Genomic DNA, 26,726 nt, shown 5'->3' with positions numbered 1-26,726 from the left:
TCCCGGTTGACCCCCGTTGAATTCGAGACCATCATGCACCCACCGGCCAGTCAGGCCGCGTGACTACACCTGTCACCTGCCGGTGCAGCAGACCCACCAGATCAACCTGGCGAACCAGATCGCCGAAGCCATCGCCACCCTCAGCCCAAAGGCAGCGACAGCACAGGACCAGGTCACCGACACCAAGCACCTGCTGCACGCCATCGCCGCCCCGCCGACCCCGCCCGCGCAGCCCACCTTTCCGCAGCGCCCCACCACTCCCCTCTCCACCGGCGCGCTGCTGGTCAACGGCCGTCACCAGCCCCGCATCGGCCACGAGGTCAACCACGAGATGGCCTCCGCCGAGAGCGTCGACCTGCTGTGCGCGTTCATCAAGTGGTACGGCCTTCGCATCGTCGAGCCGGCCATCCGTGAGCTGATCGCCCGTGGTGGCAAGGTCCGCGTCATCACCACCACCTACCTCGGCGCGACCGATCAGCGGGCGCTGGACCGCCTCAAAGAACTCGGTGCCGAGGTCAAGGTGTCGTACGAGACGAGGACGACAAGGCTGCACGCCAAGGCGTGGCTGTTCCGCCGAGCAAACGGCACCACTACCGCGTACGTCGGCTCGTCGAACCTGTCGAAGACCGCGCTTGTGGACGGCGTGGAGTGGAACGTCCGCATCTCGAACATGGAGCAGCCGCACGTCATCGACACGTTCACGGCGACGTTCGAGGACTACTGGAACGATCCGGCGTTCGAGGCGTACGACGTGACCCGGGACGCCGAGCGGCTACGGCACGCGTTGAGCGGGGAGCGCCGCGACCAGGCGCCCACCGAGATCTCCAACCTGGACGTGCGCCCGTACCCGTATCAGGCCGAGATCCTTGCCGACCTGGACGCGGAGCGGTTGGTGCACGGCCGATGGCGCAACCTGGTGGTGATGGCGACCGGCACCGGCAAGACGGTGGTCGCCGCCCTCGACTACCGCCGGCTGCATCGCGACAACAGGGTGGATTCCCTGCTCTTCGTCGCTCATCAGGAGCAGATCCTGCGGCAGAGCCTGTCGACGTTCCGGCAGGTGATGGGGGACGGCAGCTTCGGCGAGACGCTTGTCGCGGGTGAGAGGCCGAACGGCTGGAAGCACGTCTTCGCCTCCATCCAGTCGCTGCACCGCCGGGAGGTGGACCCCGAGGCGTACGACATGGTGATCGTCGACGAGTTCCACCACGCGGAGGCGCCGACGTACGCGCGGCTGTTGGAGCGGCTGCGTCCCCGCGTACTCCTGGGGCTGACGGCGACCCCCGACCGGGCCGACGGCGGCGACGTGCGCCGGTGGTTCGACGGCCGTGCGGCAGTTGAGCTGCACCTGTGGGAGGCGTTGGAGCGGCAACTGCTCGCGCCATTCCAGTATTTCGGGCTGCACGACGACGTGGACCTGTCGCAGGTCACCTGGAAGCGCGGGCAGGGCTACGACCTGGCGGAACTCAACGTCCTCTACACCGGCAACCACGCTCGGGCGCGGTCGGTGCTGCGGGCGGTCGGCGACAAGGTGGACGTCGGGCGGATGCGGGCGCTCGGGTTCTGCGTGAGCATCGGGCACGCGGAGTTCATGACCGGCTGGTTCCGGCAGCACGGCGTCGCGGCGGCGGCGGTGACGTCAGGTGTCGACCGCACGACGCAGCAGGGGCTGCTGCGGGACTTCAAGGCCGGCAAGCTGCGGGTGCTCTTCACTGTCGACCTGTTCAACGAGGGCGTCGACCTGCCGATGGTCGACACGATCCTGCTGCTGCGACCCACCGAGAGCGCCACGATCTTCCTGCAACAGCTCGGCCGTGGCCTGCGCCTCGACGACGACAAGCCCTGCCTGACCGTGCTCGACTTCATCGGCGGGCAGCACGCCAACTTCCGGTTCGACAGGCGGTGGCGGGCGTTGACCGGGGTGAGCCGGCGGGCGATCATCGAGGCGGTCCGTGACGACTTCCCGAGCCTGCCCAGCGGCTGCCACGTCGAGCTGGACCGCGTGGCAAAGGAAAAGGTACTCGCCAACCTGAAGAGCGCGCTGCCCACCTCCAAGGCCGGCCTGGTGTCTGAGCTGCGGCAACTCGGCGACGTCAGCCTGGCGACGTTCCTGCGCGAGACCGGCCTGGAGATCGAGGACGTCTACCGCTCGGCAAGCATCGGCGGCTGGACCGGGCTGCGGCGACTCGCCGGCATCGAAACGTCCGCGCCTGGCGAGGATGACCGGGAGTTGGGCCGGGCCATCTGTCGCATGCTGCACATCGACGACACCGACCGGCTGGAGCTACTGACCCGGGTCGCGGCCGGACCGGCCGCGCCAGGTCAGCAGGTGTACGCGGGCAACGGCCGCCTGCTGGACATGCTGCACTTCAGCCTCTGGGGGCCGAACGCACCCCTGGCCACCCGCGACGAACGGCTCACCCGACTGTGGAAGGAGCCGGCGCGCTGCATCGAGTTGCGGCAGGTTGCCGAGGTGCTGCGGGACCGCATCCACCGGGTCACGCCGGCCACCGCCCCCGGTGCGGTGCCGTTGCGGGTGCACGCCCGGTACAGCCGCAACGAGGCGTGCGCCGCCTTCGGCATGACCAACCCGGGCTCGCTGCGGGAGGGGGTGAAGTGGCTGCCCGACGCGGGCGCTGACCTGTTCTTCGTGACCCTGGTCAAGTCGGAGGCGCACTACTCCCCCACCACGATGTACGCCGACCGGGCCATCACCGACAGCCTGTTCCAGTGGGAGTCGCAGAGCACCACCTCGGCGGCGTCGGCGACCGGGCGGCGCTACACGTCGGGCGGCTCGTCGGTGCACCTGTTCGTCCGGGAGACCCGGATCGCCGACCGCGATTTGGGGGCGCCGCCGTATCTCTACGCCGGCACCATGACGTACGAGTCGCACAGCGGCGACCGCCCCATGCGCATCCTGTGGCAACTCCACCACGCCCTGCCCGCCGACGTGTACGCCACCGCGCGGACGATCGCCGCCTGAGCCTTCCGCGCCGCACTGAACGCGCCCGGCCCGACGAAGCATCGGGCCGGGCGCGTCGAAAGAGCTATGCGACGAAGCGGGCCCGGCGTCGGCGCCCGATCACGAAGACCGCGCCGCCGATGAGCAGAAGCGCAGCGCCGATGCCGGCCATGGTCGCGGTTTGGGCACCGGTCACCGGCAGCCCGCCGTCGCCGCCGCCCGCGCCCGCGGGGGTGGTGGAAGAGGCAGGGGTCGGCACGACGGTCGTCGTGGCGCTCGGTGAGGCGCTCGGCGTGGCGGTCGGCGTCGCGGTGGGCCGAGACGTCGGGGTCGCCGTCGGCTGAGACTTGCAGTCCTCCACACGCGCGGCGTACAGACCTTCGTTCAGGTAAGCCAGGTAGGCATCGGCGGCTTCCTCGTCGAGCACGTCCTGCGCGGCGGCCTTCACGTTGGGGCCAGCGCCCGTCATCGTCTGGCCCACCGAGATCCGCAGAGCAGTCAGCCAGACTGTCTGCAAATCCTTCTTGAGGAACGCGCGAAGCTCATCCGGCGTGCCCTTCAGCCGCGCCTGGATCCTGTCCGGCAGGACGGGCAACGAGTCGGTCGCGGCCAGGATTTCGGCGCTCAATATCCGCAGCTGCTGATTCGTGGCGGTGTCCAGGTTGATGGTGACAAGCTCGCGAATGTCCTTGTACACGGTGCGCTCGACCGTCTGGCAGGCCGCGTTCAGGCCGGGCGCCTTGGTTTGCGCCATCGCCGGTGCCGCCGGAACCAGAAAAGCCAGCGCTATGAGGGCACCGGCCGTGAACTTCCGTCGCATGTGGATCTTCCTCCCCGTGTTGATCAAAGCATGGCGATATTACAGTCAGCCGGCGGAGAGGGATGCCCCACGGATCAGCGGAGTCGGGTAGGTCACCGGCACCCCGCCCGTCCAGCAGCCGCCGTTGAACGCCACCGTCTGATCAATGGAGGCAGCGAACCCAGGTGGACCTGTCGCAGGTCACCTGGAAGCGCGGGCAGGGCTACGACCTGGCGGAACTCGACGTCCTCTACACCGGCAACCACGCTCGGGCGCGGTCGGTGCTGCGGGCGGTCGACGACAAGGTGGACGTCGGGCGGATGCGGGCGCTCGGGTTCTGCGTGAGCATCGGGCACGCGGAGTTCATGGCCGATCGGTTCCGGCAGCACGGTGTCGCGGCGGCGGCGGCGGTGACGTCAGGTGTCGACCGCACGACGCAGCAGGGGCTGCTGCGGGACTTCAGGGCCGGCAAGCTGCGGGTGCTCGACTAGCTCGGTTGGTCGACGGCGCGGGCGTGTCGCCCGCCGGCTGGCCGCTCGTCCCCGTGGCCCGGCCACCACGCCTTGTGCCCGATCAGCGCGGTCAGCGCCGGGACGAAGAACATCGACATGACGAACGCCGACAGCACGATGCCGATCGCCACCGCGAAGCCCATCTGCTGAAGGAAGGAGATCGGCGCGAGCAGCAGCACCGCGAACGTGCCGGCCAGGATCAGTCCGGCTGCCGCGACGGTTGGGCCGGCGTGTTGCACACCGATGGCGGCGGCCTCGTGTGGTGCGTTGCCCTCCCGCGCTTCCTCGCGTAGTCGGGCGATCATCAGGATGTTGTAGTCGGTCCCGATCGCCACCACGAAGAGGTAGAGGATGATCGGCAACTGGAAGGTGACACCGGGCTCGCCCTGAAGCCCTTGGAAGAGGTAGACGGTCGCGCCCAGTGTGGCGGCGAAGTTGAGCAGCACCGCGATCACCAGATAGATCGGCGCGACCAGGCTGCGCAGCAGCAGCGCGAGGATGAGCGCGATCAGGCCGGCTGCGACCGGCAGGATCACCGACAGGTCGCGGTTGTTCGCCGAGTTGATGTCCGCGAAGATCGCGGTGGTCCCGCCCACCAGCGCCCGGGTGCCGGGCGGCGCCGACGCGTGCACGGCATCGCGCAGGTCCTCGCGGACGAGGGTGATCGCCTTGTTGGCGACCGGGTTCTCGTTGAGCAGCAGATTGACTCGGGCCACACTCGGGTCGGTGCTGCGCTCCGGCGGCTGCGCCTGGCCCACACCCGGGGCTTTCGCTATGGCCGCGGCGAACTCGTTGACCTGCTGCTCGGTCAGTTGTGACCCGTTACTGGTGGTCAGGTAGACCTCGGTGGGGGCGAGCGCACCGGCGGCGAACCCGCGCTGGAGGTCCTGCGCGGCCTTCGCCGACTCGGTGTCCTGCGGGAAGCCGGCGCTGAAGTCGTAGTCGGCCTTGTAGCTCAGCACGCCTGCGGCGAGCGCGACCAGGATGATGCCGGAGATCGCCGCGACGAGTGCCGGCCGGCGCCCGACAGTGCTGCCGAGCCGGTGCGAGATGGTGGCCTTGGGCGTACGCTGCCAGGCCTTCGACGGCCAGAAGACGTACCGGCCGAGCAGCGAGACGACCGCCGGGACGAGGGTGAGCGAGGTGACGAGCATGACGCCGACCGCGATCGCGAGCGCCGGGCCGAGCGAGCCGAAGAAGCCCAGGGAGGCGAGGAGCAGCACGAGGAACGCGACGATTACCGCTCCGGCGGCCGAGGTGATGACCTCGCCGACCCGCTGGACGGTGACGATCATCGCGGTGCGCTTGTCGTCGCCTGCGCGCAGCCGTTCCCGGTAGCGGAAGAGCAGGAACAGGATGTAGTCGGTGCCGATGCCGAACAGCACGATCAGCAGGATCGTCTGGAGGTCCTGACTGACACTGAGGTCGAATGCCTTGCCGGCGGCGGCGACAAGACCCGTCGTGATGCTCAGGACGACGCCGACGACCACCACGGGCAGCAGCGCGGCGATGGGGCTGCGGAAGATGATCAGGATCAGTCCGATGATCAGGATGATCGTCGCGATGCCGACCACGGCGAAGGCGTTGTTGAAGGTGTCCTCGTTGTCGACGAAGCTCGCCACGTCGCCGGCCACGCCCGCGGTCAGTCCACTGTTCGCCAACTCCGGGCCGATGTCCGCTCGCAGATCGCGGACGGCGTCGAGCAGGGTCGGGTCGTCGGGGGTGGGGGCGTCGAGCCCGACGTTGACGATCTGCACCGACCTGTCCGGTGCCACTGCTTGCGGACCGGTCTGGTAGCCGGACGTGTGCGGGATGTTCTTGGCCTTGAGCGCCTGGGCGAGCTTGCCCACCGTCGACTCGTCCGCCGGCGTCAGCTTCTGCCCGTCGGCGCGCTTGACCACGATGACCGCTGTCGCGGTGGCCTGCTGTGGAAACGCCTTCTGCCCGAGTTCGGTGGCCTGCACGGACTCGTACGAGCGGGGCAGGAAGCTTTCCTGATCCGCTGAGGTGATGTCGCCGAGCGATGGTGTGGTGAGGATGATGGCCGCCGCCACCACCACCCACCCGGCAATCACCCACCACGCTCTGCCCACAACGAATCTGCCCAGCCGCTCGAACATGGTTCCCCCCGTGCGTTCGACACCACAGTCGTCTGGGCCTGGAGCGCCCAGGGCGCGCGCCCCATCACTCTTCCGGGTGGTCTTCGCTACCCGCTGTGCAGACTACAGTCGCCCGCCAAGCCTTTTCGGATACTTGGCCGTCAAGGGTGGCGGGAGTTTCAGATGTCGGGGCAACACGAGGACCGGCAGCCCAGGTAGCTACGTCCGGGCCGCGAGTGCGGCTTGCCGACCTCCGCCGGTGAAGGTGGCTGGGAGGCGTACGTCGACGACCAGATCGACGTTGTGGCGCTCCGCGAGACGTACCCCTGCTGGCCGGCGGCCGAGCTGGCCCGCGCTGTCGCCGGCGCGCTCATCGTTGCAGCGTCGCGGTAGCGTAGCCGTCCGGGTAGAACTGGTAGTAGTCGCGGTACCGGACCGTGAAGATGGTGGTGCCGCGCGGCAGCGAGTAGGTGAGGGTGTATCTGCCGGTGGCGTCCAGCTTGCCGCGCCAGAACTCCCGCTCGGCCCCGCCGTTGGTCGACGCGGTGATCCACCAGTAGTTGTCGTCACCGATGGGCGAACTCCACGTCACGGTGAGCCGCGCGGTCTGCTTGTCCTTGCCGCCCCCGAGCTGGGCGGTGACGGCCAGGTCGGTGACCGGCGGCGTCGGCGGGTGCGCCGGCCCGAAGGAGTGCAGCAGCTGAGTTTCCTGGTAGGGATCGGTCGAGGTGACCGCCCAGGCCCGGGTGCCGTCCCGGTTCACCAGCAGCGTGCCCGCCCAGAGGCTGTCGTCGCTGCGGAAGTCGACGGCGTACGTCGGGACCGTGCTGCCCTTGGCGTAGAGGTAGACATCGGCGGCACCGGAGGCGGTCAAGGCGCGGCCGATGGCGACGGTCGAGCCGTCCCCGGACCAGGCGGCGTCCTGCGGATAGACGCCGCTCGGATAGACGTTGGCGTCGGCGAGATCCGGCAGCCGGTACGAGTGGTGCTCGTACGGGCTGCCCACCGTCTCCACCACTTCGGTGCCGTCCGGGCTCACGGCGTAGTCGATGAGGTTGCTGCCGGTGTAGTCCCGCTGTGCGACGATCGTCGGGCTGTCACCGGAGACATCGATGACATACGTGGTGACGGGCGAGTACCCGGTGTCGCCGGCGACGAGGAGACCGGGCGCGCCGGGGCTGGCGTCGATGATCGGATGGTGGTTGGGGCCCGCGGTGTAAACCACTGGCGAGGTTCCGGGCGCGGACCAGACCAGCAGACCGCCGGAGCCGATACCGGCGTCGATGAACCCGCCGACGACCTTCTCGCCAGTCGGTTCGACCGTGTACAGGTGGGCGCCGACGGGTGCGGGATAGCTGGCGATGATGGTGAGCGTGGCGGCATCCAACGCGATGATCCGGTTGAAGCCCTGGGCCGCGTACAGGAAGCGTCCGTCGGCACTGAGGACGAGGTCGGAAATGTCGGCGACCGCGGTGACCTGGGACAGCAGGCGGCCGTCGAGATCGGTCACCACCAGCGGCAGTGCGCCACCAACCCCCTGTGCGATGTATAGGCGGCCGCGCGCTTCGTCGAGCTCGATCGCCCGCAGGTCGTCCACCGGCAGCTGGACGCCGACGCTCTTCAGCACGGCCGGCTCGGCGGCGGCCGGGGCAGCTCTCAACAGCTCCCCAGCACTGAGCCCGATCGCCGCGAACACCCCGGACGCCAGCAGTTGGCGACGCCGCATGACACCTCCCCGTGTCGGCCAGCCGCATGCTGACGGCAAGGCGAGATCTTATTACCGGGCTCCCTGCTGGCGCTGTCCCGCACCGCTCGGCCCGCCCTACCGCAGCCGTCCACGGTGGGCGGAAGGGCGCACGAGCCGCCGCGCCCTCGACGCTGGCGTCGCGTGACGCTGGCCGGGGGCGCGGCGATCGACAGGTGGGCTCCGATCGGAGCCGCACGACTCGCGGTTACGTCCTGCGGCTGGTCACGGGCTCACGCAGGTCGGTGACGTGGTGGCTGGCGTGCCGGAGCCGAGGAAGCCGAAGCTCGTGGTGGCACCGGCGGCGAGCGAGCCGTTGTAGGAGACGTTGCGTACCGTCGCGGTTGACCCGCTGGTGCTCAGGGTGCCGCTCCAGACCTGGCTGATGCTCTGGCCGTTGTTCAGCTCCCACCTGACGGTCCATCCGTTGATGGCGGCGGTGCCGGCGGTCACTGTCACCTCGCCCTGGAAGCCGCCGGACCACGAGTTGACGGTGCGGTAGGTCGCGGTGCAGGTGGGGCCGGAGGGTGGTGGCGTGGTGGGCGTACCAGTGGTGGGCGGGGCGGACGTGGGCGGCGCCGGCGGGCCGTCCGACGGCACCAGCGGGCAGGTGGCGTTGTACCGCGAAACGCCGGTGCTGTCCGCCAGTGGGCAGAGGAACTGGGTGTAGCGGGTGTCGTTGTCCAGGAACGTCTTGAGCCAGGGGATCAGCAGCCGCATCTCGGTGGGGTTCGGCCTGGTGAACGAGAGGTGGTCGTTGCCGGCCAGTTCCGCCCAGGCATGTTCCACCCCGGCGGGCAGGGTGTTGTAGATGCCCTGCACGTAGGAGGGCGTGACAGTGCCGTCGTTCTGTCCGGACACAAGCATGGTGGGGACCTGGGTGGTGGACATGTTCAGGTTGTTGCCGGGCGTACCGGGTGCGAGGCCGACCGCCGCCTTCAGGGTCGGCCTCCGGAGGGCGGCGAGGAGGGTTCCGGCGCCGCCCGCCGAGTGGCCCATGACGCCCAGCCGGTTGGCGTCGACCCGGTTGCGCAGCGGGCTGGTTCGGGTGAGGTAGTCCAGTGCGGCGAGCAGCTGGGTGGCGCGGGCGTCGGCGCCGTCGGTGCGGCTGTTGGTCTCGATGCCGATCACCACGAACCCGAAGGACGCCAGCCAGGGGCCCATCCAGGCTTCCTCGTTGGCGAACAGGGCGGAGTAGCCGGGAACGATCGCCACCGCACCCCAGGTGCCCTGGCTGGTGTCGGTCGGGTAGTAGACGTACCCGCCGTTGAAGCCGTTGCCGGCGGGCACTGTCGCCTGCGCCGTGGCGAAGGGGCCGCGGGTGGCGGCGACGCTGGCCGGGGTCGGATCCGGACCTCGTTGGTACGGGCTGTCGGCGGCGGCCGCCTCCCGGGTCGTTGTCGCCAGCGCCAGGCCGAGGACCGCCGCGAGCGCGGCCGTCAGCCATCGTGTGGGCTGCTTCATCTGCGGCTCCACTGCTGGTTTGCCTGGCCGGTGCAGGTCCAGAGGACGAGCTTCGTGCCGTTGGCGGTGCCCTGGTTGTACGGGTCCAGGCAGAGGCCGGACTGCACGCCGGTGATGGTGCCGTTCGCGTTGACGTTCCACTGCTGGTTCGTCCCGCCGTGGCAGTCGTAGATGGTGACCTGGGTGCCCGGCGCGGTGCTGTTGCCGGCGGCGTCGAGGCACTTGTTGCCGTAGACGGTCAGCGCCTTGCCGGACGTGTACGTCCACTGCTGGTTCGTGCCACCGTGGCAGTCCCACAGGTTGACCTGGGTGCTGTTGGTGGTGGAGTAGCCGGGGACGTCGACGCACCTGCCGGACCGGGTGCCCACGATCGTGGTGGTCTGTCCACCGCCGCTGCCCGGATTGCCGATGCTTCCGGGCACCGACTGCAACGCGGCGTACCAGCGGGCGGCCATCTTGTCGTAGCCGCCAGCGGTGGGGTGGACGCCGTCGATCAGGTCGGCGGTGGTGAGAGCGCTGTGCATGTCGACAAGGTGCACCCGCTTGCCGGCGTTCACCTTGCTCTGCACGATGCCGGGGATCGCCGCGTTGAAGGTGCGGTTGGCCGCCTCCTGGCCGCTGTTGGAGAGCGGAATGAGCTGCGCCACGAACACCTCAGCGGTGGGCGCGGTGGTGGTGATCTTGTCGATCAGGGTGGAGAGCCGGTTCGGGGCGGTGCTCACGTTGTAGTTCTGGAGAATGTCGTTGGTGCCGATGTGCAGCAGGACGGTCTGCGGCCGTTGGGTGTTCAGCCAGTTGACGATGTTCGCGTCGATCTGGTCGATGCGCCAGCCGGGATGCCCCTGGTGGTCGTGGTCACCGAGGCTGGCCGGCCCGTTGAACTGCGACCCGACGAAATCCACTGTGTACCGATTGGTGGCGAGGCGCTGCCACAACCCGATGCGGTACCCGCCGGGCACCTGGGTGCCCTCGGTGATGGAGTCGCCGAGCGGCATCACCCGCACCCCGCCGTTGGATTCCGCGTTGGCCGGCCCGGTGGGTGTCACCACTCCGGCGACCACGACACCGAGCGCGGCGAGCGTCGCGAGCCATCGTGCCCTCGTTCGCATAGCTTTCTCCCCTGGTTTGGTCGAGCTGGCCGAGGGCATGGGCCGGCCGGGAGGGCCGCCACGGGCAGCCGGCAACCTCTGCAAGCGGGGCCGGCCGGACCGAGCAGCCGCCGGCTGCCGGGCATTTACCCGGCGGGCGCCGATCGTCACATCGGCATGGCGTTACTGCCTCAGCACTGGGACGAGTGTGAGCGTTAACAGAGAAGAGTGTAGATTCCTCGGATTGATCTGGTCTACTGTCTGCCGCGCCCTCCGAGTGATCGGAGCGTTAGGTTACGAGGATGGAGCAGCGGATCAGTCTGATCACCCTCGGCGTCTCGGACCTGGCGCGCGCCACGGCGTTCTACCGGCACCTCGGCTGGCACGGCCAGGAGGTCGAGGAGACGGTCTTCCTCCAGGCCGGCGGCCTGGCCCTCGTGCTCTGGGGTCGCGACAAACTCGCCGCCGACGCCGGCATCGACGATCCCGGCACCGACGGCTTCGGCGGGGTGACCCTGGCCCAGAACGTCCGCTCCCGGGCCGAGGTCGACGAGGTGATCGCCACCGCGATCGAGGCCGGTGCCACGGTGACCAAGCCGGCCGGGGAGACCCTCTACGGCGGCTACGCCGGCTACTTCGCCGACCCGGACGGTCACCTGTGGGAGGTCGCCTGGAACCCCGGCTTCACCCTCGGCCCGGACGGCTCCCTGACCGTGCCCGATTTCAACGCGATGGACTGAGCACGCCGCACGAAAGCACGCCCGCACGGAACACAGCCGATCAGGACGCCGGTGACGGACAGAGCAACGGGTCCAGCAACGAAGGTTGCGACGGATCCAGGCAGACGCGCACCAGCGCGGGATCGGGCGAGGGCGACGCGGGCGCGGTCGGCGAGACCGGCGGGGTCGGGGCGGTGGACGGGTCCATGGTGGCCTCCGGATCGGGCGTCGGACCGACCGACCCCATGGCGCTGGGCCCCAGCGCACCGGGACCCAGCGTCGCGAACACCACCGCCGCGACGGCGGCAGCGCCGAGTGCCCGGCGGTCGGGGCGGACCGCGGTCCGTGGTGCATCCTCCGGGCCCACCATCGGCAACGGCGTGGGCCGGGCGTGGCGGTGGGCGCTCCGCAACGCGTCGACCCGCGCGGCAACGTCGGCGCGCTCCCCGGCGGCCACGGCGACGGCGAGGGTGAGGTAGAAGCGGAAGTTCACCACGGCGTTGACCGGGACCAGCAGCCCCGACAGTCGACGGTGATCGGGCAGCAGGGTGACCGGGACGTGGGGGTGGTGGGCGGGGCCGACCAGGTCCGCGTGGTGCCACTCGCGCCGCTGCGCACGACCGGCGAAGGCGACCCGGTGGCTGGTCACGACGGCCATCCCCGTGTCGACCGCCCGCAGGCCTGCCGGCAGCGCCTCGGCCGAGGCGGAGGCGAAGTCGCACGGACCCGGCCTGGGCAGGCCCGGGACGTGCCGCGCCTCGGCCTCGACGAGTTGGGCGACGGGCAGGACGCGGAAGACGAGTTCGTCGTCGTCGAGATCCACCGGCAGGCCGGTGCGGGGCTGCGTACACCCGAGGAAGCCGGCGGCTTCGATGCGCAGCCGGGCCAGGTGGTCGTCGCGGCGCAGCCAGGCGTCGGTGGCGTCACGGTACACGCGCTGCCGGCGCTCGTTCTCGCGCTCGGCCCAGGCGATCCGCCAGGGGGCGCAGGCCACGGAGGTCACGGTCACACGCGATACAACCGCTCGTGTACGTGACAGGGAACGCCACCGCGATCGATGTATCCCGTTGCGCCCGAAAGGAGAGAGTTTCAGCCGGCGCGGCGCGGGAGGCGCACCGGCCCCTGCGGGTTCCCGGCGGGAAACCTCGACCGGGTACGCGGCGGGTACGCCTCGCAGTGCTCGGCCCACTGCTCGGCGGCGGTGGCGAGGGCGTCCGCCGAGACGGTGATGATCAGCGGGTAGATCGCCCCGGACGGGCGGCGCATCCACGGCGGCAGCGACTCGGCGGAGAACTCCACGATCAGCTCCAGCCGGCGGGGACGGAGCACCCGGCTGCGCAGGGCCAGGTTGGGTTCGGTGAAGCGGACCATCGCCGGTGGCGCGTTCGACCCGAGGGCCGCGGTGGCCTGCCCGTGCAGCCAGCCGCCGAACGCCCGGGCCTCCTCGACCATGAGGCTCGGGTAGTGGTGCGACCAGGTCTGACCGTCGGCGGTACGGGCGTCCACCTCGATGAGCAGCCAGTCGTGCCAGCCGGGTGCGGCCCGGTCGGGGTCGTCGGGCGGATCGATGCCAGGCTGGTAGCCGACGGGGCGTATCCGCACCCGCGCGCCATCGTCAGACCGGATCTCCACTCGATCATTGTGACCGACCAAAACGGGCTTAAGGCACCAAATAGGTTACTTCGTGATCGTTCGCCGCACGCCCCGGTGCTCGGCGCAGGCGTCGGACCGGCCGCCGGCCAGGCTGACCGAGCCGTCCCGACACTGCACGAGGTAACCCCGCCCGGCCCAGAACTGCGGCACGCAGTCGAACCAGTCGCACACCTCGGTGGCGGGCTTCCGGATCCGGGTGCCACCGCAGAAGCCGTACCCCAGGGGGTTTTGTGGCGCCCCGCAGCGCGCATCGCCGGTCGTGCCGGGTGCCGGGCGGGGCGACTTCGCCGGCTTCGGCGTTTTCGGCGCCGGGGTGCCGCGGGTGAGCGCCGGGGGCGCCGGACGGATCAGCACCGGCTCGCCGCTGGGGGTGGCGGCGGCGGCGACCTCCGGGCCGCCGGTGGGGTCGGACGGGTCCGACTCGATGAGCGCCGCCGGCACCAGCAGCGCCAGCGCGGCAGCCACCGCGATGGTCCGGCGACCACCGGGTACGAACGACGAGAGCCGGGCCTGTCCGGGGGTGGCCACGGCCGGCCGGAACGGCTTGAGCTGGGCGTGCTCCGCGATCAGCTCGTCGAGTTGGGCGAGCACCGCGGCGCGCTGTTCGATCGCGTCGGCGAAGGCCAGGGTCAGCTTGAACCGGAAGTCCGGTGCCGCGTCGGTGGGCAGCAGCAACCCGGCGGTAGGCCGGCGATCCAGCAACTGGATCAGGGTGACCGGCGACGCGGGGTCGTGAGCCAGGCCGGTCATCCGGCCGTACGCCCAGTCGCGCCGGCCGCGGCCGCCGAGCAGCACCAACCGGCGGCTGGTGATCACGGCCATGCCGGCGTCGGTGACGCGCACGCCGTCGGGGCGGCGCGGGCGTAGCGGTCCGGCCGGCAGGGCGACAGTGAGATCCGGGGCGGGCAACACCGCCGTGTGTCGTACCTCGACCAACTGCGCGGCGGGCAGCGCCCAGAGCACCACCTCGTCGGCGGTCAACTCCATCGGCAGGCCCGCACCGGCCGCGGCGGAGCCGTGGAAGTCGGCGGCCAGGGCGCGTAGTCGCCGCAACTCGTCGTCACGGCGTCGCCAGGCCGTCTCGGCCCCCCGGTACGTGCTGACCCGCCGCACGTTCTGCCGGTGCGCCCACCGGTACCGCCATGTGGAACCCGTCGAATCAGTCTTCGCCACGCCGACTCCTTCGCCGCGTAGGCCACCAAATCTGGGTGTCTCCTCGTTCAACAGCCACGGCGCGGCACCCGGAAACGCCGGATCGGGCGAAATACCCGATTGGCCGCTGAAACCACCCAATCGGCCGATACTGCCGCGTCGGCGGTCCTCCTGCGCGCGTGTCGCGCGGGGGCGGTCGCCGTCTCGGTAACGTCAGCCGAAGCCGGGTGGCGTCGCCGCCGCACCGCCGCGCGAAGGGGGTGAGCATGCCGCAGGAGACCCGGTTCGGCGTCGTCATCGGCGTCGACATCGGCACCACGAGCACCAAGGCCGTCGCGTACGGCACCGACGGGCGGCAACTCGGCAGCCACTCGGTCGGCTACCCGCTCGACGACCCGCAACCCGGCTACGCCGAGCAGGACCCGCAGCTCATCCTCGACGCGGTGCTCAAGTCGGTGAGCGTGGTCGTGGCCGAGCTGGTCCAGCCGGTCGCCGGGCTGTCGTTCAGCTCCGCCATGCACAGCCTCATCGGGCTGGACCCGGACGGCAATCCGCTCACCCCCTCGGTGACCTGGGCCGACTCACGCTCGACCCAGCAGGCCGAGCGGCTTCGGGCGGTCCCGTCCGGGCTGGCCCTGCACCGGCGCACCGGCACGCCGATGCATCCGATGTCGCCACTGCCCAAGCTGCTCTGGTTCGCCGAGCAGGAACCGAAGCTCTTCGAACGCGTCGCGCACTGGGTGGGCATCAAGGACTGGGTGCTGCTGCGGCTCTGCGACGCGCTGGTCACCGACCACTCGATGGCCTCGGCCAGCGGCCTGCTGGACATCTACCGGCTGGAATGGGACAGCGAGGCGCTGGCCATCGCCGGCATCACCGAGGAGCAACTCCCCCAACTGGTCGCCACCACCGCCGTACTCCCCGGCCTCACCCCGCAGGCGGCGGCCGCGACCGGCCTGCCGGAGCGCACCCCGGTGGTGGTCGGCGCCGGGGACGGGCCGCTCGCGAACCTGGGCCTGGGGGCGGTGCACCCCGGCATGGTGGCCTGCTCGATCGGCACCAGCGGCGCGATGCGGGTGATGGTCGAGCGACCCGGCGTGGACCCGCTCGGCGGCGTGTTCTGCTACGCGCTGACCGAGCACCGCTGGGCGGTCGGCGGTGCGATCAACAACGGCGGCATCGTCCTCAAGTGGGCCGGCGCGGCGCTCGCCCCGGACCTGGGCGAGAACGCCGAGGAGGACCTGGTCGCCCTGGCGGCCCGCGCGCCGGTCGGCTCGGGCGGGCTCATCATGCTGCCGTACCTGCACAGCGAACGGGCACCACACTGGAGCGCGCTGCCGCGCGGCGCGTACGTGGGGTTGACCCACAACCACCGCCGCGAGCATCTGATCCGCGCCGCGCTGGAGGGGGTCTGCCAGCAGCTCGCGCTGGTGCTCAGCTCGGTGCGGGCGGCCGGCAACGAGGTCCGCGAGATCCGTGCCGGTGGCGGCTTCGCCCGCAGCGGCCTGTGGCGGCAGATGCTCGCCGACGTGCTCGGCCTGCCGGTGAGCTTCCCGGCCGCGCACGAGGGGTCCAGCTTCGGCGCGGCGCTGCTCGGCATGCAGGCGCTCGGGCTGATCGCCAGCATCGACGTCGCCGCCGACCTCGTCCGGATCGAGGAGACGGTCCGCCCCGACCCGGCCGCCGCCGCCACGTACGCGGCGCTGCTGCCGCTGTTCGCCGAGCTGTACGAGGCGCTGGCACCCACGTTCACCTCGCTCCGCCGGATGGCACCCGGCCTGCCCGCGGAACCCGAGCCCGCGACCCCGCCCCCGATGTGACAGTTCGGCCGGCCCGCCTCGGGTCGACCCCGCTCCGGCTCGACCTGCCGCCGGGGCGAGCGGGTCAGGGGGCCTCCACCCCGGCGATCAGGTAACGCTGCACGTCGGCGTCGAGGATGGCCGCCTCCTGCGCGTCACTCGGCCCGGAACCACGGAACGCCGCAAGCTGCTCCGCGGACTCCCAGCGTTCGTAGACGTGGATCCGACCGGGCTCCAGCGGGTCGGCCGCGAGCAGGAAGTCGAGGCAGCCGGCGGCGGCACGCGCCTGCGTGATCACCTCTTCGCAGCCGGACAGGTAGGCCTCGCGCGTGGCCGGCTCAACCTGCAAACTGCCTGCGATGATCAACATGGGGACCTCCGGGGGTCGGTGCCTGATGAGGTTGATGCCCGTGAGTCATCGTTATACCTGTGAGTCATCACGCTTATGGGGACATCGCCGCCCGGACGGGTGCCGCCAGTCCCGTCGACCCCGCGTCAGGCGCCGGGAATGTTCGCCGGTGGGTCCTCGCCGACCAGGTCGGCCGCCGGCGGGTCGGCCGACACCGACAGCCCGAAATCCGAGTACGTCAGGTCGAGCTGGGCGGTCTGCGACTGCTCGCTGGCCAACTCGATGCGGTAGCGGACCAGCCGACCCTGCTCGTCGACGGCCGCCGTGAACGGCACCGCCCCGGCCCGGGCACCCAGCACGTTGCCGACCCCTTCGCCCAGCACCGCGCTTCTCTCACGCAGGTCCAGCGTGCCGGCGTACTCCCGCACACCGGTCTGCCGCACTGTCGTCGCCGCGGTGAGGGTGCCGGCCAGCTTGGTGTTGTCCAGGCCCTGCTGGGCGGGCGGCGACCCCGGAGCGCCGACGTGCCACCAGGTCTTGCCGTCCCAGACCGGGACGCGGCGGTCCGGAGCGCTGATCCGCACGTAGACGTCCGGCCCGGTGGTGAGCCGTTCGATCGTCACCGCACCGGCGGGCACCTTGAGCGAGGTGGTCTCCAGACCGCGCTTCGTCAACGGGTCCCAGAGCACCACAGTGCCGTCCCCGCCCGCTGTCCCGCCGGTGTCCAACGTCAGCCTGTAAGCCTGCTTGTCGATCTTCGCGGCGGCCGCCGACAGGACACCGGCCGGGTCGGTCGGGGCTGGCGACGCCCCGGCGCGACCCGCGTCGGGTTCGTCGCCGGTGGCCACCAGCAGTGCCCACACCCCGGCGGCCACCGTCACGGCCAGGACGGCACCAGCGGCGATCAGCTTCGGTTTCTGCACTGTCATCTCCCCGGGGGCGGTGCGGTCCGGCCAGAGTAGCCGGACCGCGAGCGCCGCCGATCCGGGCCGATCAGGCGCGGCTGATCGCGTTGGCGTGGATGGCCTCGTTCAGGTAGACGGCCAACCCCGGCGCCATGTTCTCGTAGTACGCGGTGAACCGCTCGTCGGCCAGGTACATGTCGGCCAACCCGGTGTGCATCTCGTACGGACACTCGTAGAACCAGCGGCTGATGAGCTGTCGGTGCTCCTCGGCCAGGTCCATCGCCTCCGGGCTGTCCGCCGGCACGCCCGAGCCGAACACCGCGACGATCCGCCGACCCCAGTCCTCGTTCTCCGCCTTGTTCCGCAGCCAGTCGGCCTTGGTGTAACGGGCGACCCGCCGGTTCGACTCCCGGTACGCCTCGGTGTCACCCCAACGCTGCTCCACCTCGGCCTCGTACTGCTCCGGGTCGACGTCACCGAAGACCTCGAACCGCTCCTCCGGGGTGAGTTGGATGTTCATCTTGCTCGCCTCCATCGCGAACTCGATCGCCGTGACCATCTCCTGCAACCGCTTCACCCGTCCCGTCAGCAACTCGTGCTGACGGCGCAGGTGCGCGGCCGGGTCGGCCGCCGGGTCGTCGATGATCGCGGTGATCTCCTCAAGCGGGAAACCCAACTCCCGGTAGTACAGGACGAGTTGCAGCCGTTGCAGGTCCGCGTCGTCGTAGCGGCGGTAACCCGCCGGGGTCCGCCCGCTGGGCGAGAGCAGACCGATCTCGTCGTAGTGGTGCAACGTCCGCACCGTCACGCGAGCGACCTTCGCCACCTGACCCACCGTGTACGCCATGGTTCCCCTCCCTTCCGGAAACCAGGCTCCCGCCTGCCGCTACGTCAGGGTCAAGCCCTGATTCTGGCCCACCTTGGCGGGCACGTCCGGCCGCCCGTACAGATAGCCCTGACCGCGCGGGCACCCGATCGCGGCGACCGCCTCGTGCTGCCGCTCGGTCTCCACCCCCTCGGCGACGACGGTCAGATCGAACGCACCGGCCAACCGGGTGACCATCTCCACAGTGGCGTACGCGCGGTCGTCCGACCCCAGCCGGGCCACGAACGACCTGTCGATCTTCAGCTCGGTCGCCGGGATGCGGTGCAGGTAGCTCAGCGACGAGTATCCCGTACCGAAGTCGTCGATAGCGATCTTGATGCCCAACTCGCGTAGCTGGTGCAGTCGCTCCAGCACCGCCTCGGTGCCCTCGATCAGTGCCGACTCGGTCAGCTCCAGGGTCAGCGCCCGCGGCGCCAGCCCGGCGGCGCTGGTGGCAGCGGTGACCGTGGCGATCAGGTCCGGACGGCGCAGGTGCGCGGCGGCGATGTTCACCGCCACTGTCGCGTCCGGCGCGCGGCCCCGCCAGGTCGACGCGGCCCGGCACGCCTCGTGGATCACCCACCGGTCGATGGGCAGGATCAAACCGGTCTCCTCGGCCAACGGCAGGAACCTCGACGGCGGCAGCATCCCCAGCCGGGGGTGCCGCCACCGCACCAGCGCCTCGGCGCTGCGCACCTCGCCGGTCGCCAGGTCAACGATGGGTTGGAACTCGAGACACAGTTGGTCCTCGTCGACCGCGCGACGCAGATCGGCGATCAGCTCGGCACGCGACACGGCCGACTCACGCAGCGCCGAGGTGCACGTCCGGTACGCGGACTTCCCGGCCGCCTTGGCCGCGTACATGGCGATGTCGGCGTCGCGCAGCAGGTCGGTGTGCGAGGCGTGCTGCGGACCGAACTCGGCGATGCCGATGCTCGCCGACGGGTGCACCCCGACGTCGTCCTCACCGTCGGAGGGTCGCAGCGCGTCCAGCAACCGCTCGGCGAGCCGCTCGGGTGAGACCGGTCGGTCACCGTCGACAAGCACCGCGAACTCGTCCCCGCCGAGTCGGGCGATGATGCCGTCGCCGTCCACCACGGCCCGCATCCGGGCCGCCAGTCCGGTCAGCAGGGTGTCGCCGGTGGCATGCCCGAAACGGTCATTGACCTGCTTGAACCCGTCCAGATCGAGCAGCAGCACAGCCACCGGCCGCCTCTCCCGCAGGGCCAGGCGCAGCCGCCTGTTGAACAGCAGCCGGTTGGGCAGCCCGGTGAGCTGGTCCCCGTACGCGAGACGGCGCAGCCGGACCACGAGCCGCAGGTTCTCGTTCGCGGCCAACCCCTGCCGCACGCCGAGGGCCGCGAGCAGCGCCATCATGGTCACGAAGACCAGTTGCGGGGTCTGCCCGGTGGGTTGGCGGGCCAACACCACAGCGACGACTGCCCCACCCACCGGCAGGTACGGCAACGCCACCCGCCACCACGGCGGCAGCGGCGACTCGGCGGCCTCGTCGGTGCCGTCGCAATCCGGCGGTGGCGGCTGACGAGTGGCCAGGCCGATCATCAGGTAGCTCACCGGCCAACACAGGTCGATCGGGTGACCGGCGGTGTAGTCGGCACGCGCGACAAGCGAGACGTAGACGACGTCGGCGACGACACGCAGGGTGAGGCTCGCCGCGAGCATGCTCATCGGCCGCCACATCGGGCGGGCCGGCCCGGACACCGCGACCAGGATCGTGAGCTGCATCAGGTCGAACATCGGGTAGAGCAGCCCCAACGTGCGCGCCGGGTCGGCCAACTCGGCGGCGGCCACCCCACGGAAGACCAGCACCCAGCCGATCGGCACCAGGGCCAGGGCGACGATCACGCCGTCCAACAACGTGCGCGCCCGCCCCACCGCGGTCCGCGGCGCGGACGGCGAGCTGAGCAACGCGGCCGTGCCGGTGAGGATGCCTGCGGTGAAGACCACCCCGACCACCGGCGTGTGCGGCAGGTCGCCGCCGACGAGACGCTGCACCGTCCAGATGGCCCGTCCCAGCGCGGCGAGCGCCATGGTGACGGCGAGCAGCGTCCAGAACCGGCGCAGCGGCACCGGGTGCCGACGCGCCACCCCGACGCACGCGACAGTTGCCCAGCCGGCCACCAGCATCCCGCCGACGTCGCTGACCAGGGCGGCACCCGGCAACGAGGCGAACAGCCAACACGCCTCCACGAGGATGACCGCAGCCGCCAGAATCGCACCGGCGGGGTTGAGCTTCCCCACAGCCTGCTTCACGTCCTGACGGGACACGGGTGCTCCGGCTTCGTCGTGCGTGCACCCTCGGAAGGACCGGTCCACGGCAAACCCCGAAAGCCTAACCAGCGCCCAGGTACGCCGCCAGAGCCGAGGGCCCGCGCCGGTCGAGCCATCGCCGGCCCCGCGAACCCGCGGCCCATCCCCGGGCCTCGACCTCGATCAACTGCGACCGCCGGAGCGGTTCCAGGGTGAGCGGGGCAACGCGGTGCCGGCCAGCGGGCGGCGAGGCCGTCGGCGTCTGCGTCGCCCCGGAGTGCAGGGCGGGCGGGCGACGGTGTGTACCGCCACGTCGGCCGGGGGCATCGGTCGGCCGAGCAACCAGAACAGGAGGCGATCCATCCCGGGTCAGCCGACCGGGAGGCGTTCGGCGTCGGACTTCGAGATCTCGTACTGCGCCGCGCAGAAGGTGCACTGCTGCGCGTACCGGGTGCGGATCGGGATGAGGGGGATGAAGAAGAGTGTGAATTTCGTCGACCGGCGGGTGATCACCTGCGCGGCGTGGTTGCCGCAGTGGCGGCAGACCTGCTGCACGACACCGGATCGGTCGACCTTGGTACGCAGACCAAAGATGAAGAACATCGCCCGCCAGTACCCACCCAACCGCGAAAAGTCACCCCGCAGCGCCGACGAACGCGCCGCGAGCGCCGACCTCTGCGGGGTCGGCGCTCGCGGCGGGGTGTCAGTGACTCAGTTGGCGGGCTGGGGCTCCAGGCCGGGGACCTCCTCGGCGATCCAGATCGGCTGCCAGTCCGGCACCTCGTGGTAGCGGCGCAGCTCGGCCAGGCCGGCAACCGACCCGCTCCAGGCCGCGTACGGGGGGTTGGCCTCGTCGAAGCCGCTCTGCACGAAGGTCAGCGTGGTGCGCCCGTCGGACTCGGCGAGCTCCCAGCTCGTGACGCCGACCGGGCCCCAGTCGACGGACATCTTCCGGCCCGGCTCCAGGTCGACCACCTTGGCCGCGTAGCCGCTCTCGAAGCCACCCATGGCGTACCGGCCGCCGACCCACGGCTCGATGCCGATCGGGTAGCCGAACCAGGCACTGGACTGCTCGGAGTCGGTCAACGACTCCCACACCTTGTCCGCCGGGGCGGCGATGACCAGCTCGCCGCGCAGGTCGGCGGAGGTGAAGTCGGTGCGCGGCAGCAGCGGCCGACCCTCCAGGTGGGCGGCCAGGTTGGCGATGGACAGCGCCCAGTACGTCTGGAGCACACCCCGGATGCTGGAGCCGCTCATCGCCTCGGCGAAGTCGAAGTGGCTCTGCGTCAGCGTCAGCACCGTGCTGTCCGGGCCCTCGGCGGTGAGCTGGAACTCGCTTGTCGTCTCCACCCCGTCGAGCAGCCAGCCGAAGCGCAGCGTGTCGTCGTCGGCGTGCAACAGCCGCTGGTGCGGGGCGTCACCCTCGGGCGTGTAGCGGCCCCAGAACTCGTACCGCTGGGGCAGCTCGACCTCGGCGTGCTCGGCCAGCCAGAGACGCAGCTCGGCCGGGTCGGTCAGCGCCCGGCGAACGCGCCCGACCGGCGCGGAGAGACGGGCCTGCACCTTCAGTGGTTCAGTCATTGTCGTTGCCTTTCGGATAGCAGGCCACGGCGAGCTTGAAGGCATCCCCTTCGCTGCCGCCGTAGCGGGTGAACAAGTCCTGAAGTGCGGTTTGCAGGTCGTGCAGGAACTGCTGGCGTTGCTCCGCCGGCACCCGGATCGCGCCGGAGACCCCGATCGAGGGCAGCTCGGGCGCCGCCCGGTCCAGGGCGGCGATGTCGGCCTGGACCTCTTCCATCAGGTCGAGCAGGTAGCCGAGGCTCAGCTCGTCGCCGGCCCGGCGCAGCCCGATCCGACCGACGAGCCGGGGGGACAGCCAGTACGACCGGGCAGCCGCCTGGTAGATGCCCTCGGTGATGCCGCGGACCTTGCGTTCGTTGACCAGCTCGACGAGGCCAGCCGCGACGAGCTGCTTGACGTGGTAGTAGACGCGTTGTGGCGTCTGGTCGAGTCGAGCCGCGACCTCGGTGCAGGTGCGCGGTTCGGCCAGTTGCCGCAGCACCTCGACGCGCTGCGGCTTGAGCAGGACTTCGGCCTGCTCGATCTGCTCCAGGTACAGGACATCTCTCATGGCAAAACCAGTTTGTACGTACAAAATTTGTTTGTCAATCGGTTCGCGAGAAGCCGCGCCGACTTTCTTCGGCGCGGCTTCAGGCAACGCTCAGCAGATGGTCAGGGCAACCAGTCGGGCCGCAACGGGTAGCCGTTCACACCGTCCGGGCCGTTGTGCGTGGCCAGCACCTGGTGCAGCTGGATGCCGTTGCGTTCGAACGCCATCCGTGACCCGGCCATGTAGAGCCCCCACACCCGGGCGGTGCCCGCGCCCACCTCGGACACGCAGAAGTCCCAGTGCTCCACCAGGTTGCGGCACCAGGCGGCAAGCGTCAGCGCGTAGTGCTGGCGCAGATTCTCCTCGTGGTGCACCTCCAACCCGGCGTCGTGCACCTCGCTGATCAGCCGGCCCGGGCCGGCCAACTCGCCGTCCGGGAAGACGTACCTGTCGATGAACGCGCCGGAGCGGTGCGGCGCCCGATTGTCCGCACGCGTGATGGTGTGGTTGAGGAGCCGACCCCCGGGGCGCAGCCGGGACCGCAACGCCCCGAAGTAGGTCGGGTAGTTGCGCACCCCGATGTGCTCGGTCAGACCGATCGAGGAGATGGCGTCGAACCGCTCCGCCGGCGCGTCCCGGTAGTCCAGGTGCCGCACCTCGGCCAGCCCGGTCAGCCCCTCCCGCTCGATCGCCGCCTGCGCCCACTGCGCCTGCGCCTTCGACAGCGTCACCCCGAGCGCCTTCACGCCGTACTCGCGGGCGGCATGCCGGACCATGCCGCCCCAACCGCAACCCACATCCAGCAGCCGCATCCCCTTCCTGAGCGCCAGCTTGCCGGCGACCAGGTCGTACTTGGCAGCCTGGGCCTGCTCCAACGTGTCGCCCGGAGACCGGAAAACCGCGCAGGTGTACGTCATCGACGGGCCGAGCACCTTCTCGTAGAAGGCGTTGGAGACGTCGTAGTGGTGCGAGATCGCCGTGCTGTCGCGCACCCGCGAGTGCCGCAGCCCGTTCATCACCCGCTTCCACCGCGGCTGCGCCTCCTGCGGTGGAGCCGGCGGTGGCATCAGCCGCTCCCAGCCCAGCCCACGGACCAACGCCAACCCGTCGGCCAGCGACGGTGGGCGCAGGCGCAGCTCGTCCTTGAGCACCCGCAACGCCTCGTACGGGTCACCCGGGTGCACCCCCTGCAACGCCAGGTCACCACTGACGTAGGCCCGGGCCATGCCCAGGTCGCCGGGGGCGGTGAGCAGGTAGGACAAACCCCGTTCGGAACGGATCGCCAGGGTGATACCGGCGTCGGACGGGCCGACGGAGCTGCCGTCGTACCCGGTGATCCGCACCGGCAACGGCCCGGCCGTGACCGCGCGGATGACATCCGCCACTGTCGGACCCGTCTGCCGGCCCCCCGCCGGCGGGGTGGCGGGGACGCTCGCCGCCCCCTGATCTCTGTCGGTCAGGCTCATGCTCGTGCTACCGCCTTTTCGTACAATCCCGTCAGCCGGTGGTCCGGGTCGTAGCGGTCTTTCACCGCCCGCCACGTGTCGCCGCCGTACAGGCGATCGAAGGCGTCCCGGTCGTAGTACGCGTCGGAGTAGAGCGACTTGTGCCCGCCCGACTCCGACACCCTGCGTTCGATCGTGCGGTTGACGTCGCCGTCGGCGGCGCCCGGCGCGATCGGCACGCTCCCCCAGAACCCAATGTTGACGTAGTCCTGCCCCGGCCGGAGTGGATACAGCGGCCAGGACCGTGCCGAACCCGCACCCGCCGGCTCACGCAGCCGCAACGGGCACAGCCACACCGGGTTCATCCCCACCGCGCCGGCGAACCAGCGCAGGAAGTCAGCCGTCTGGTCCAGTGGGATCTCCACGTCCTGCACGACCCGCTCCCGGGCCGGCTGCCCCCGCAGCCGGTCGATCCGGGCCGCCACCTGGTGCCGGTGCTCAAGGCGGACCAGTCGGTGGTAGAAGTCGCTGCGCCGGTAACGCGCCGGCCAGAGCCTGCGCATGACGGGGTGCTGCGCGCCGAACGCCGCCGAACACCAGAACCAGTCGGTGTCCCAGCGCCAGAGGTAGTCGTACGCGGTGAGCACGTCGCGGGTGCGCCGGCGCAGCGACCGGTAGTAGATCGCCTGCCCGGTGTAGTCGCTGGGCGGGCCGGCGGCGTCGGTGAACGTGGCGAACACCAGGTACGCCTCGCCGGGGCTGAACATCACCCCGTCCATCGCGTCGACCGTCTCGCCGGCCCAGGACCGGGTCGCGGTCACCTCGGCGATCGCGTCGGTGAGCGCCTCCAGGTCGGTGAACCGGACGTTGCGCAACGCCACGTACCGGCCGACCTGTTGCAACTCGATGCGCAGCCGGGTGGCGTAGCCGAGGCTGCCCAGCGAGTTGGGGAACGCCCGGAACAGGTCGGCGTGCTCGCCGTCGGGTCGGGCGGTGACGATCTCGCCGGAGCCGGTGAGCACATCCAACTCCCGGACCGACTCGTGCGGCAGGCCGTTGCGGAACGAGGTGGACTCGATCCCGAGGCCGGTCACCGCCCCGCCCAGCGTGATGGTGCGCAACTGCGGCACCACGAGCGGCATCAGCCCGTGCGGCAGCGTCGCGTCGACCAGGTCCTCGTAGGTGCACATGCCCTGCACGTCGGCGGTACGCCCGGCCGGGTCGACCGACAGCACGCCGTTCAGGCCACTCACGTCGAGCCCCGGAACCCGGGGAGCGGACCGGGGGCGGAACAGGTTGGAGGTGCGTTTGGCCAGCCGGACAGGCTCGCCCGTGGGCACCGCGGCGTACGACCGCCGCAGCGTGTCCACCGCTTGATCATGGTCAATGGGGTGATCCACACGCTCAGCGCGCATGTGATCACCTTACGCGCGTACTCGCGAAACCGTGGGATGTCGGCCCGGCAGTTTCCCGTCCGGGCGCGGGCCCGACGGTTACCGTGGCGGGCATGCCATCGCCCGCGATCACCGCCCTGAACGCCGCCGGATTGCCATATCGGCTGGTCAGCCATGGTGCGGCCGGCAGTCTCGCGGAGGCCGCCGCGGCCCGGGGAGTGGCGATCCCCGACGTGGTGAAGACGATAGTGGTCCGCCGCAGTGCGGATGATCACCTGTTCGTGCTCACCCCCGGCGACCGGGTCGTGTCCTGGCCCAAGCTGCGGACCCTGCTCGGGGTGCACCGACTCTCCATGCCGGACGCTGCCGGCGCCCTGGCCGCGACCGGCTACGAGCGCGGCACCATCACCCCGTTCGGTGCGAGCACGGCCTGGCCGGTGATCGCCGACGAGCGGCTGCGCGGCCGGGAGATCACGTTGGGCGCCGGGGAACGTGGTCTCGCCATCGCGCTCGACGCCGACGCCGCCATCGCCGCTCTCGACGCCACAGTGGCCGACGTCACCGACCCGCAGCCCACCCGCTGACCGCTGACCGCTGTCCGCGCCGGTCCGGGTCGTCGGCCGACCCACCGATTGGCCGTCCCCGCCGGCCGTGGGTGAGGATGGCGCCTATGTCCGCGCCCGAGGAACGCCACCCCGACCCCACCGGCGAGGAACGCCGCCCCGACCCCGTCGGCACCGTCTACGGCGGCGGCCGACGGGCGACACGACGCGGTCCACTGGCAGATCCGCTGTTGCGGGTGGCGCTGGCGGTCGGGCTGGTCGGCGTACTCCTCGGGGTGCTCTTCGCCACCGGGCTCTTCGACGGTGACGACGAGCCGAGCGTGCCGGCGACGGTCGGGGCCTCGTCCTCCGCCGCGGCGCCCACCGACGCGGCGGCCCAGCCGAGCCCGAGCGCACCCGCCGAGCCGCTGTCCGGGTCCCGCGTGTTCAAGGCCGACTCGGGCCTGTGCCTGGGGCTCTACGGCGAAGGCCAGCAGGCGAAGGCCCACCTGGCTGTCTGTACCGGCGACCCGGAGCAGGATTGGGTGATCACCCCGGTCGGCCCGGAGGCGTCGACGGTGGCCAATGCCGCGTCCGGGCAGTGTCTCGACGTCGAGGGTGGCAGTCAGGACGACGGCGCGCCGCTGATGCAGTTTCCCTGTCACGGTGGGGCCAACCAGCAGTGGCGGCTGAGCCCTACCGGGGGCGGCCCGGTGCTGATGGTCGCGGTGCACAGCGGCAAGTGCGCCCAGGCCGACGACGAGGGCACCGCGGCCGGCGACGACATCCGGCAGCGGCCCTGCGACGACGGGTCAGCCCAGCAGTGGACCCTGGGCTGACCGCCCACGCCGTGC

The 26,726-nt window shown here is 70.8% G+C and carries 23 protein-coding genes and 1 pseudogene; 7 read left to right on the top strand and 17 right to left on the bottom strand.

Annotated elements, in window-relative coordinates; translation table 11 throughout:
* Positions 1-97: 97 nt before the first annotated feature.
* A pseudogene (locus AB0A95_RS22760) lies at positions 98-2,983 on the top strand (DUF3427 domain-containing protein); the annotation flags it as partial.
* 64 nt (positions 2,984-3,047) lie between these two features.
* On the opposite strand, the gene AB0A95_RS22755 reads toward AB0A95_RS22760, so the two are convergent.
* A complete protein-coding gene (locus tag AB0A95_RS22755; protein ID WP_357557760.1) occupies positions 3,048-3,782 on the bottom strand; it encodes an LPXTG cell wall anchor domain-containing protein in 735 nt (244 codons plus the stop codon).
* Positions 3,783-3,946: 164 nt separating this feature from the next.
* Here AB0A95_RS22755 and AB0A95_RS22750 point away from each other — a divergent pair, with 164 nt between their 5' ends.
* Entirely contained in the window at positions 3,947-4,252 is a 306-nt protein-coding gene (locus AB0A95_RS22750; protein WP_357557759.1) for a hypothetical protein, read from the top strand.
* Here AB0A95_RS22750 and AB0A95_RS22745 read toward each other — a convergent pair.
* Positions 4,249-6,348, bottom strand: a complete 2,100-nt coding sequence (locus AB0A95_RS22745) for an MMPL family transporter (protein WP_357557758.1) — start codon at positions 6,346-6,348, stop codon at positions 4,249-4,251. The two genes, AB0A95_RS22750 and AB0A95_RS22745, sit on opposite strands and share 4 nt — an antisense overlap.
* 267 nt (positions 6,349-6,615) lie before the next feature.
* Here AB0A95_RS22745 and AB0A95_RS22740 point away from each other — a divergent pair, with 267 nt between their 5' ends.
* Positions 6,616-6,765: a hypothetical protein gene (locus tag AB0A95_RS22740; protein ID WP_357557757.1), complete on the top strand. Its 150-nt coding sequence runs from the start codon at positions 6,616-6,618 to the stop codon at positions 6,763-6,765.
* Here AB0A95_RS22740 and AB0A95_RS22735 read toward each other — a convergent pair.
* The 3 genes from AB0A95_RS22735 to AB0A95_RS22725 all read right to left on the bottom strand — a co-directional run bounded on the left by AB0A95_RS22735 (position 6,743) and on the right by AB0A95_RS22725 (position 10,689).
* Entirely contained in the window at positions 6,743-8,098 is a 1,356-nt protein-coding gene (locus tag AB0A95_RS22735; RefSeq protein WP_357557756.1) for a hypothetical protein, read from the bottom strand. The two genes, AB0A95_RS22740 and AB0A95_RS22735, sit on opposite strands and share 23 nt — an antisense overlap.
* Before the next feature lie 243 nt (positions 8,099-8,341).
* Positions 8,342-9,580 carry a cellulose binding domain-containing protein gene (locus AB0A95_RS22730; RefSeq protein WP_357557755.1) on the bottom strand — a complete coding sequence of 413 codons (1,239 nt, stop codon included), beginning with the start codon at positions 9,578-9,580 and terminating at the stop codon, positions 8,342-8,344.
* A complete protein-coding gene (locus AB0A95_RS22725) occupies positions 9,577-10,689 on the bottom strand; it encodes an RICIN domain-containing protein (RefSeq protein ID WP_357557754.1) in 1,113 nt (370 codons plus the stop codon). Before AB0A95_RS22725 ends, AB0A95_RS22730 begins: the two co-directional genes overlap by 4 nt.
* Before the next feature lie 281 nt (positions 10,690-10,970).
* Here AB0A95_RS22725 and AB0A95_RS22720 point away from each other — a divergent pair, with 281 nt between their 5' ends.
* A complete protein-coding gene (locus tag AB0A95_RS22720) occupies positions 10,971-11,408 on the top strand; it encodes a VOC family protein (protein ID WP_357557753.1) in 438 nt (145 codons plus the stop codon).
* 40 nt (positions 11,409-11,448) lie between these two features.
* Here AB0A95_RS22720 and AB0A95_RS22715 read toward each other — a convergent pair whose 3' ends face one another.
* The 3 genes from AB0A95_RS22715 to AB0A95_RS22705 all read right to left on the bottom strand — a co-directional run bounded on the left by AB0A95_RS22715 (position 11,449) and on the right by AB0A95_RS22705 (position 14,213).
* Positions 11,449-12,390: a hypothetical protein gene (locus AB0A95_RS22715; RefSeq protein WP_357557752.1), complete on the bottom strand. Its 942-nt coding sequence runs from the start codon at positions 12,388-12,390 to the stop codon at positions 11,449-11,451.
* 86 nt (positions 12,391-12,476) lie between these two features.
* Entirely contained in the window at positions 12,477-13,019 is a 543-nt protein-coding gene (locus AB0A95_RS22710) for a hypothetical protein (RefSeq protein ID WP_357557751.1), read from the bottom strand.
* A 45-nt stretch (positions 13,020-13,064) separates the two neighbouring features.
* Entirely contained in the window at positions 13,065-14,213 is a 1,149-nt protein-coding gene (locus tag AB0A95_RS22705) for a hypothetical protein (RefSeq protein ID WP_357557750.1), read from the bottom strand.
* Positions 14,214-14,458: 245 nt separating this feature from the next.
* Between AB0A95_RS22705 and AB0A95_RS22700 the strand changes: the two genes are divergently transcribed.
* A complete protein-coding gene (locus tag AB0A95_RS22700; RefSeq protein WP_357557749.1) occupies positions 14,459-16,012 on the top strand; it encodes a gluconokinase in 1,554 nt (517 codons plus the stop codon).
* A 64-nt stretch (positions 16,013-16,076) separates the two neighbouring features.
* Here AB0A95_RS22700 and AB0A95_RS22695 read toward each other — a convergent pair whose 3' ends face one another.
* The 9 genes from AB0A95_RS22695 to AB0A95_RS22655 all read right to left on the bottom strand — a co-directional run bounded on the left by AB0A95_RS22695 (position 16,077) and on the right by AB0A95_RS22655 (position 25,351).
* The gene (locus tag AB0A95_RS22695; RefSeq protein WP_357557748.1) at positions 16,077-16,361 is read right to left on the bottom strand and encodes an antibiotic biosynthesis monooxygenase; all 285 of its coding nucleotides are present in this window, start codon (positions 16,359-16,361) and stop codon (positions 16,077-16,079) included.
* A 125-nt stretch (positions 16,362-16,486) separates the two neighbouring features.
* Complete coding sequence (locus AB0A95_RS22690; RefSeq protein ID WP_357557747.1) at positions 16,487-17,263, bottom strand: hypothetical protein; 777 nt, start codon at positions 17,261-17,263, stop codon at positions 16,487-16,489.
* 70 nt (positions 17,264-17,333) lie between these two features.
* A complete protein-coding gene (locus AB0A95_RS22685) occupies positions 17,334-18,092 on the bottom strand; it encodes a MerR family transcriptional regulator (protein ID WP_357557746.1) in 759 nt (252 codons plus the stop codon).
* 39 nt (positions 18,093-18,131) lie between these two features.
* Positions 18,132-20,384 (bottom strand): EAL domain-containing protein, encoded by a 2,253-nt coding sequence (locus AB0A95_RS22680; RefSeq protein ID WP_357557745.1) that lies wholly within the window; start codon positions 20,382-20,384, stop codon positions 18,132-18,134.
* Between the two features lie 366 nt (positions 20,385-20,750).
* The gene (locus AB0A95_RS22675; protein WP_357557744.1) at positions 20,751-20,984 is read right to left on the bottom strand and encodes a zinc-ribbon domain-containing protein; all 234 of its coding nucleotides are present in this window, start codon (positions 20,982-20,984) and stop codon (positions 20,751-20,753) included.
* Between the two features lie 108 nt (positions 20,985-21,092).
* Entirely contained in the window at positions 21,093-21,962 is an 870-nt protein-coding gene (locus tag AB0A95_RS22670) for an SRPBCC domain-containing protein (RefSeq protein ID WP_357557743.1), read from the bottom strand.
* Positions 21,955-22,512, bottom strand: coding sequence for a helix-turn-helix domain-containing protein (locus tag AB0A95_RS22665; RefSeq protein WP_357557742.1), 558 nt, complete (start codon positions 22,510-22,512; stop codon positions 21,955-21,957). Before AB0A95_RS22665 ends, AB0A95_RS22670 begins: the two co-directional genes overlap by 8 nt.
* A gap of 101 nt (positions 22,513-22,613) precedes the next feature.
* Positions 22,614-23,957, bottom strand: a complete 1,344-nt coding sequence (locus AB0A95_RS22660) for a class I SAM-dependent methyltransferase (protein WP_357557741.1) — start codon at positions 23,955-23,957, stop codon at positions 22,614-22,616.
* Positions 23,954-25,351, bottom strand: a complete 1,398-nt coding sequence (locus AB0A95_RS22655; protein ID WP_357557740.1) for an FAD-binding oxidoreductase — start codon at positions 25,349-25,351, stop codon at positions 23,954-23,956. Before AB0A95_RS22655 ends, AB0A95_RS22660 begins: the two co-directional genes overlap by 4 nt.
* 92 nt (positions 25,352-25,443) lie before the next feature.
* Here AB0A95_RS22655 and AB0A95_RS22650 point away from each other — a divergent pair, with 92 nt between their 5' ends.
* Positions 25,444-25,914: a YbaK/EbsC family protein gene (locus AB0A95_RS22650; RefSeq protein WP_357557739.1), complete on the top strand. Its 471-nt coding sequence runs from the start codon at positions 25,444-25,446 to the stop codon at positions 25,912-25,914.
* 86 nt (positions 25,915-26,000) lie between these two features.
* Positions 26,001-26,711 carry an RICIN domain-containing protein gene (locus tag AB0A95_RS22645; RefSeq protein ID WP_357557738.1) on the top strand — a complete coding sequence of 237 codons (711 nt, stop codon included), beginning with the start codon at positions 26,001-26,003 and terminating at the stop codon, positions 26,709-26,711.
* Positions 26,712-26,726: the final 15 nt, after the last annotated feature.

Origin of the sequence: Micromonospora sp. NPDC049230 (genome assembly GCF_040647875.1) — a bacterium.
Lineage (GTDB): Bacteria > Actinomycetota > Actinomycetes > Mycobacteriales > Micromonosporaceae > Micromonospora.
Note: the sequence above shows the minus strand (reverse complement) of the source record. Positions and strands in the feature narration are given on the sequence as shown.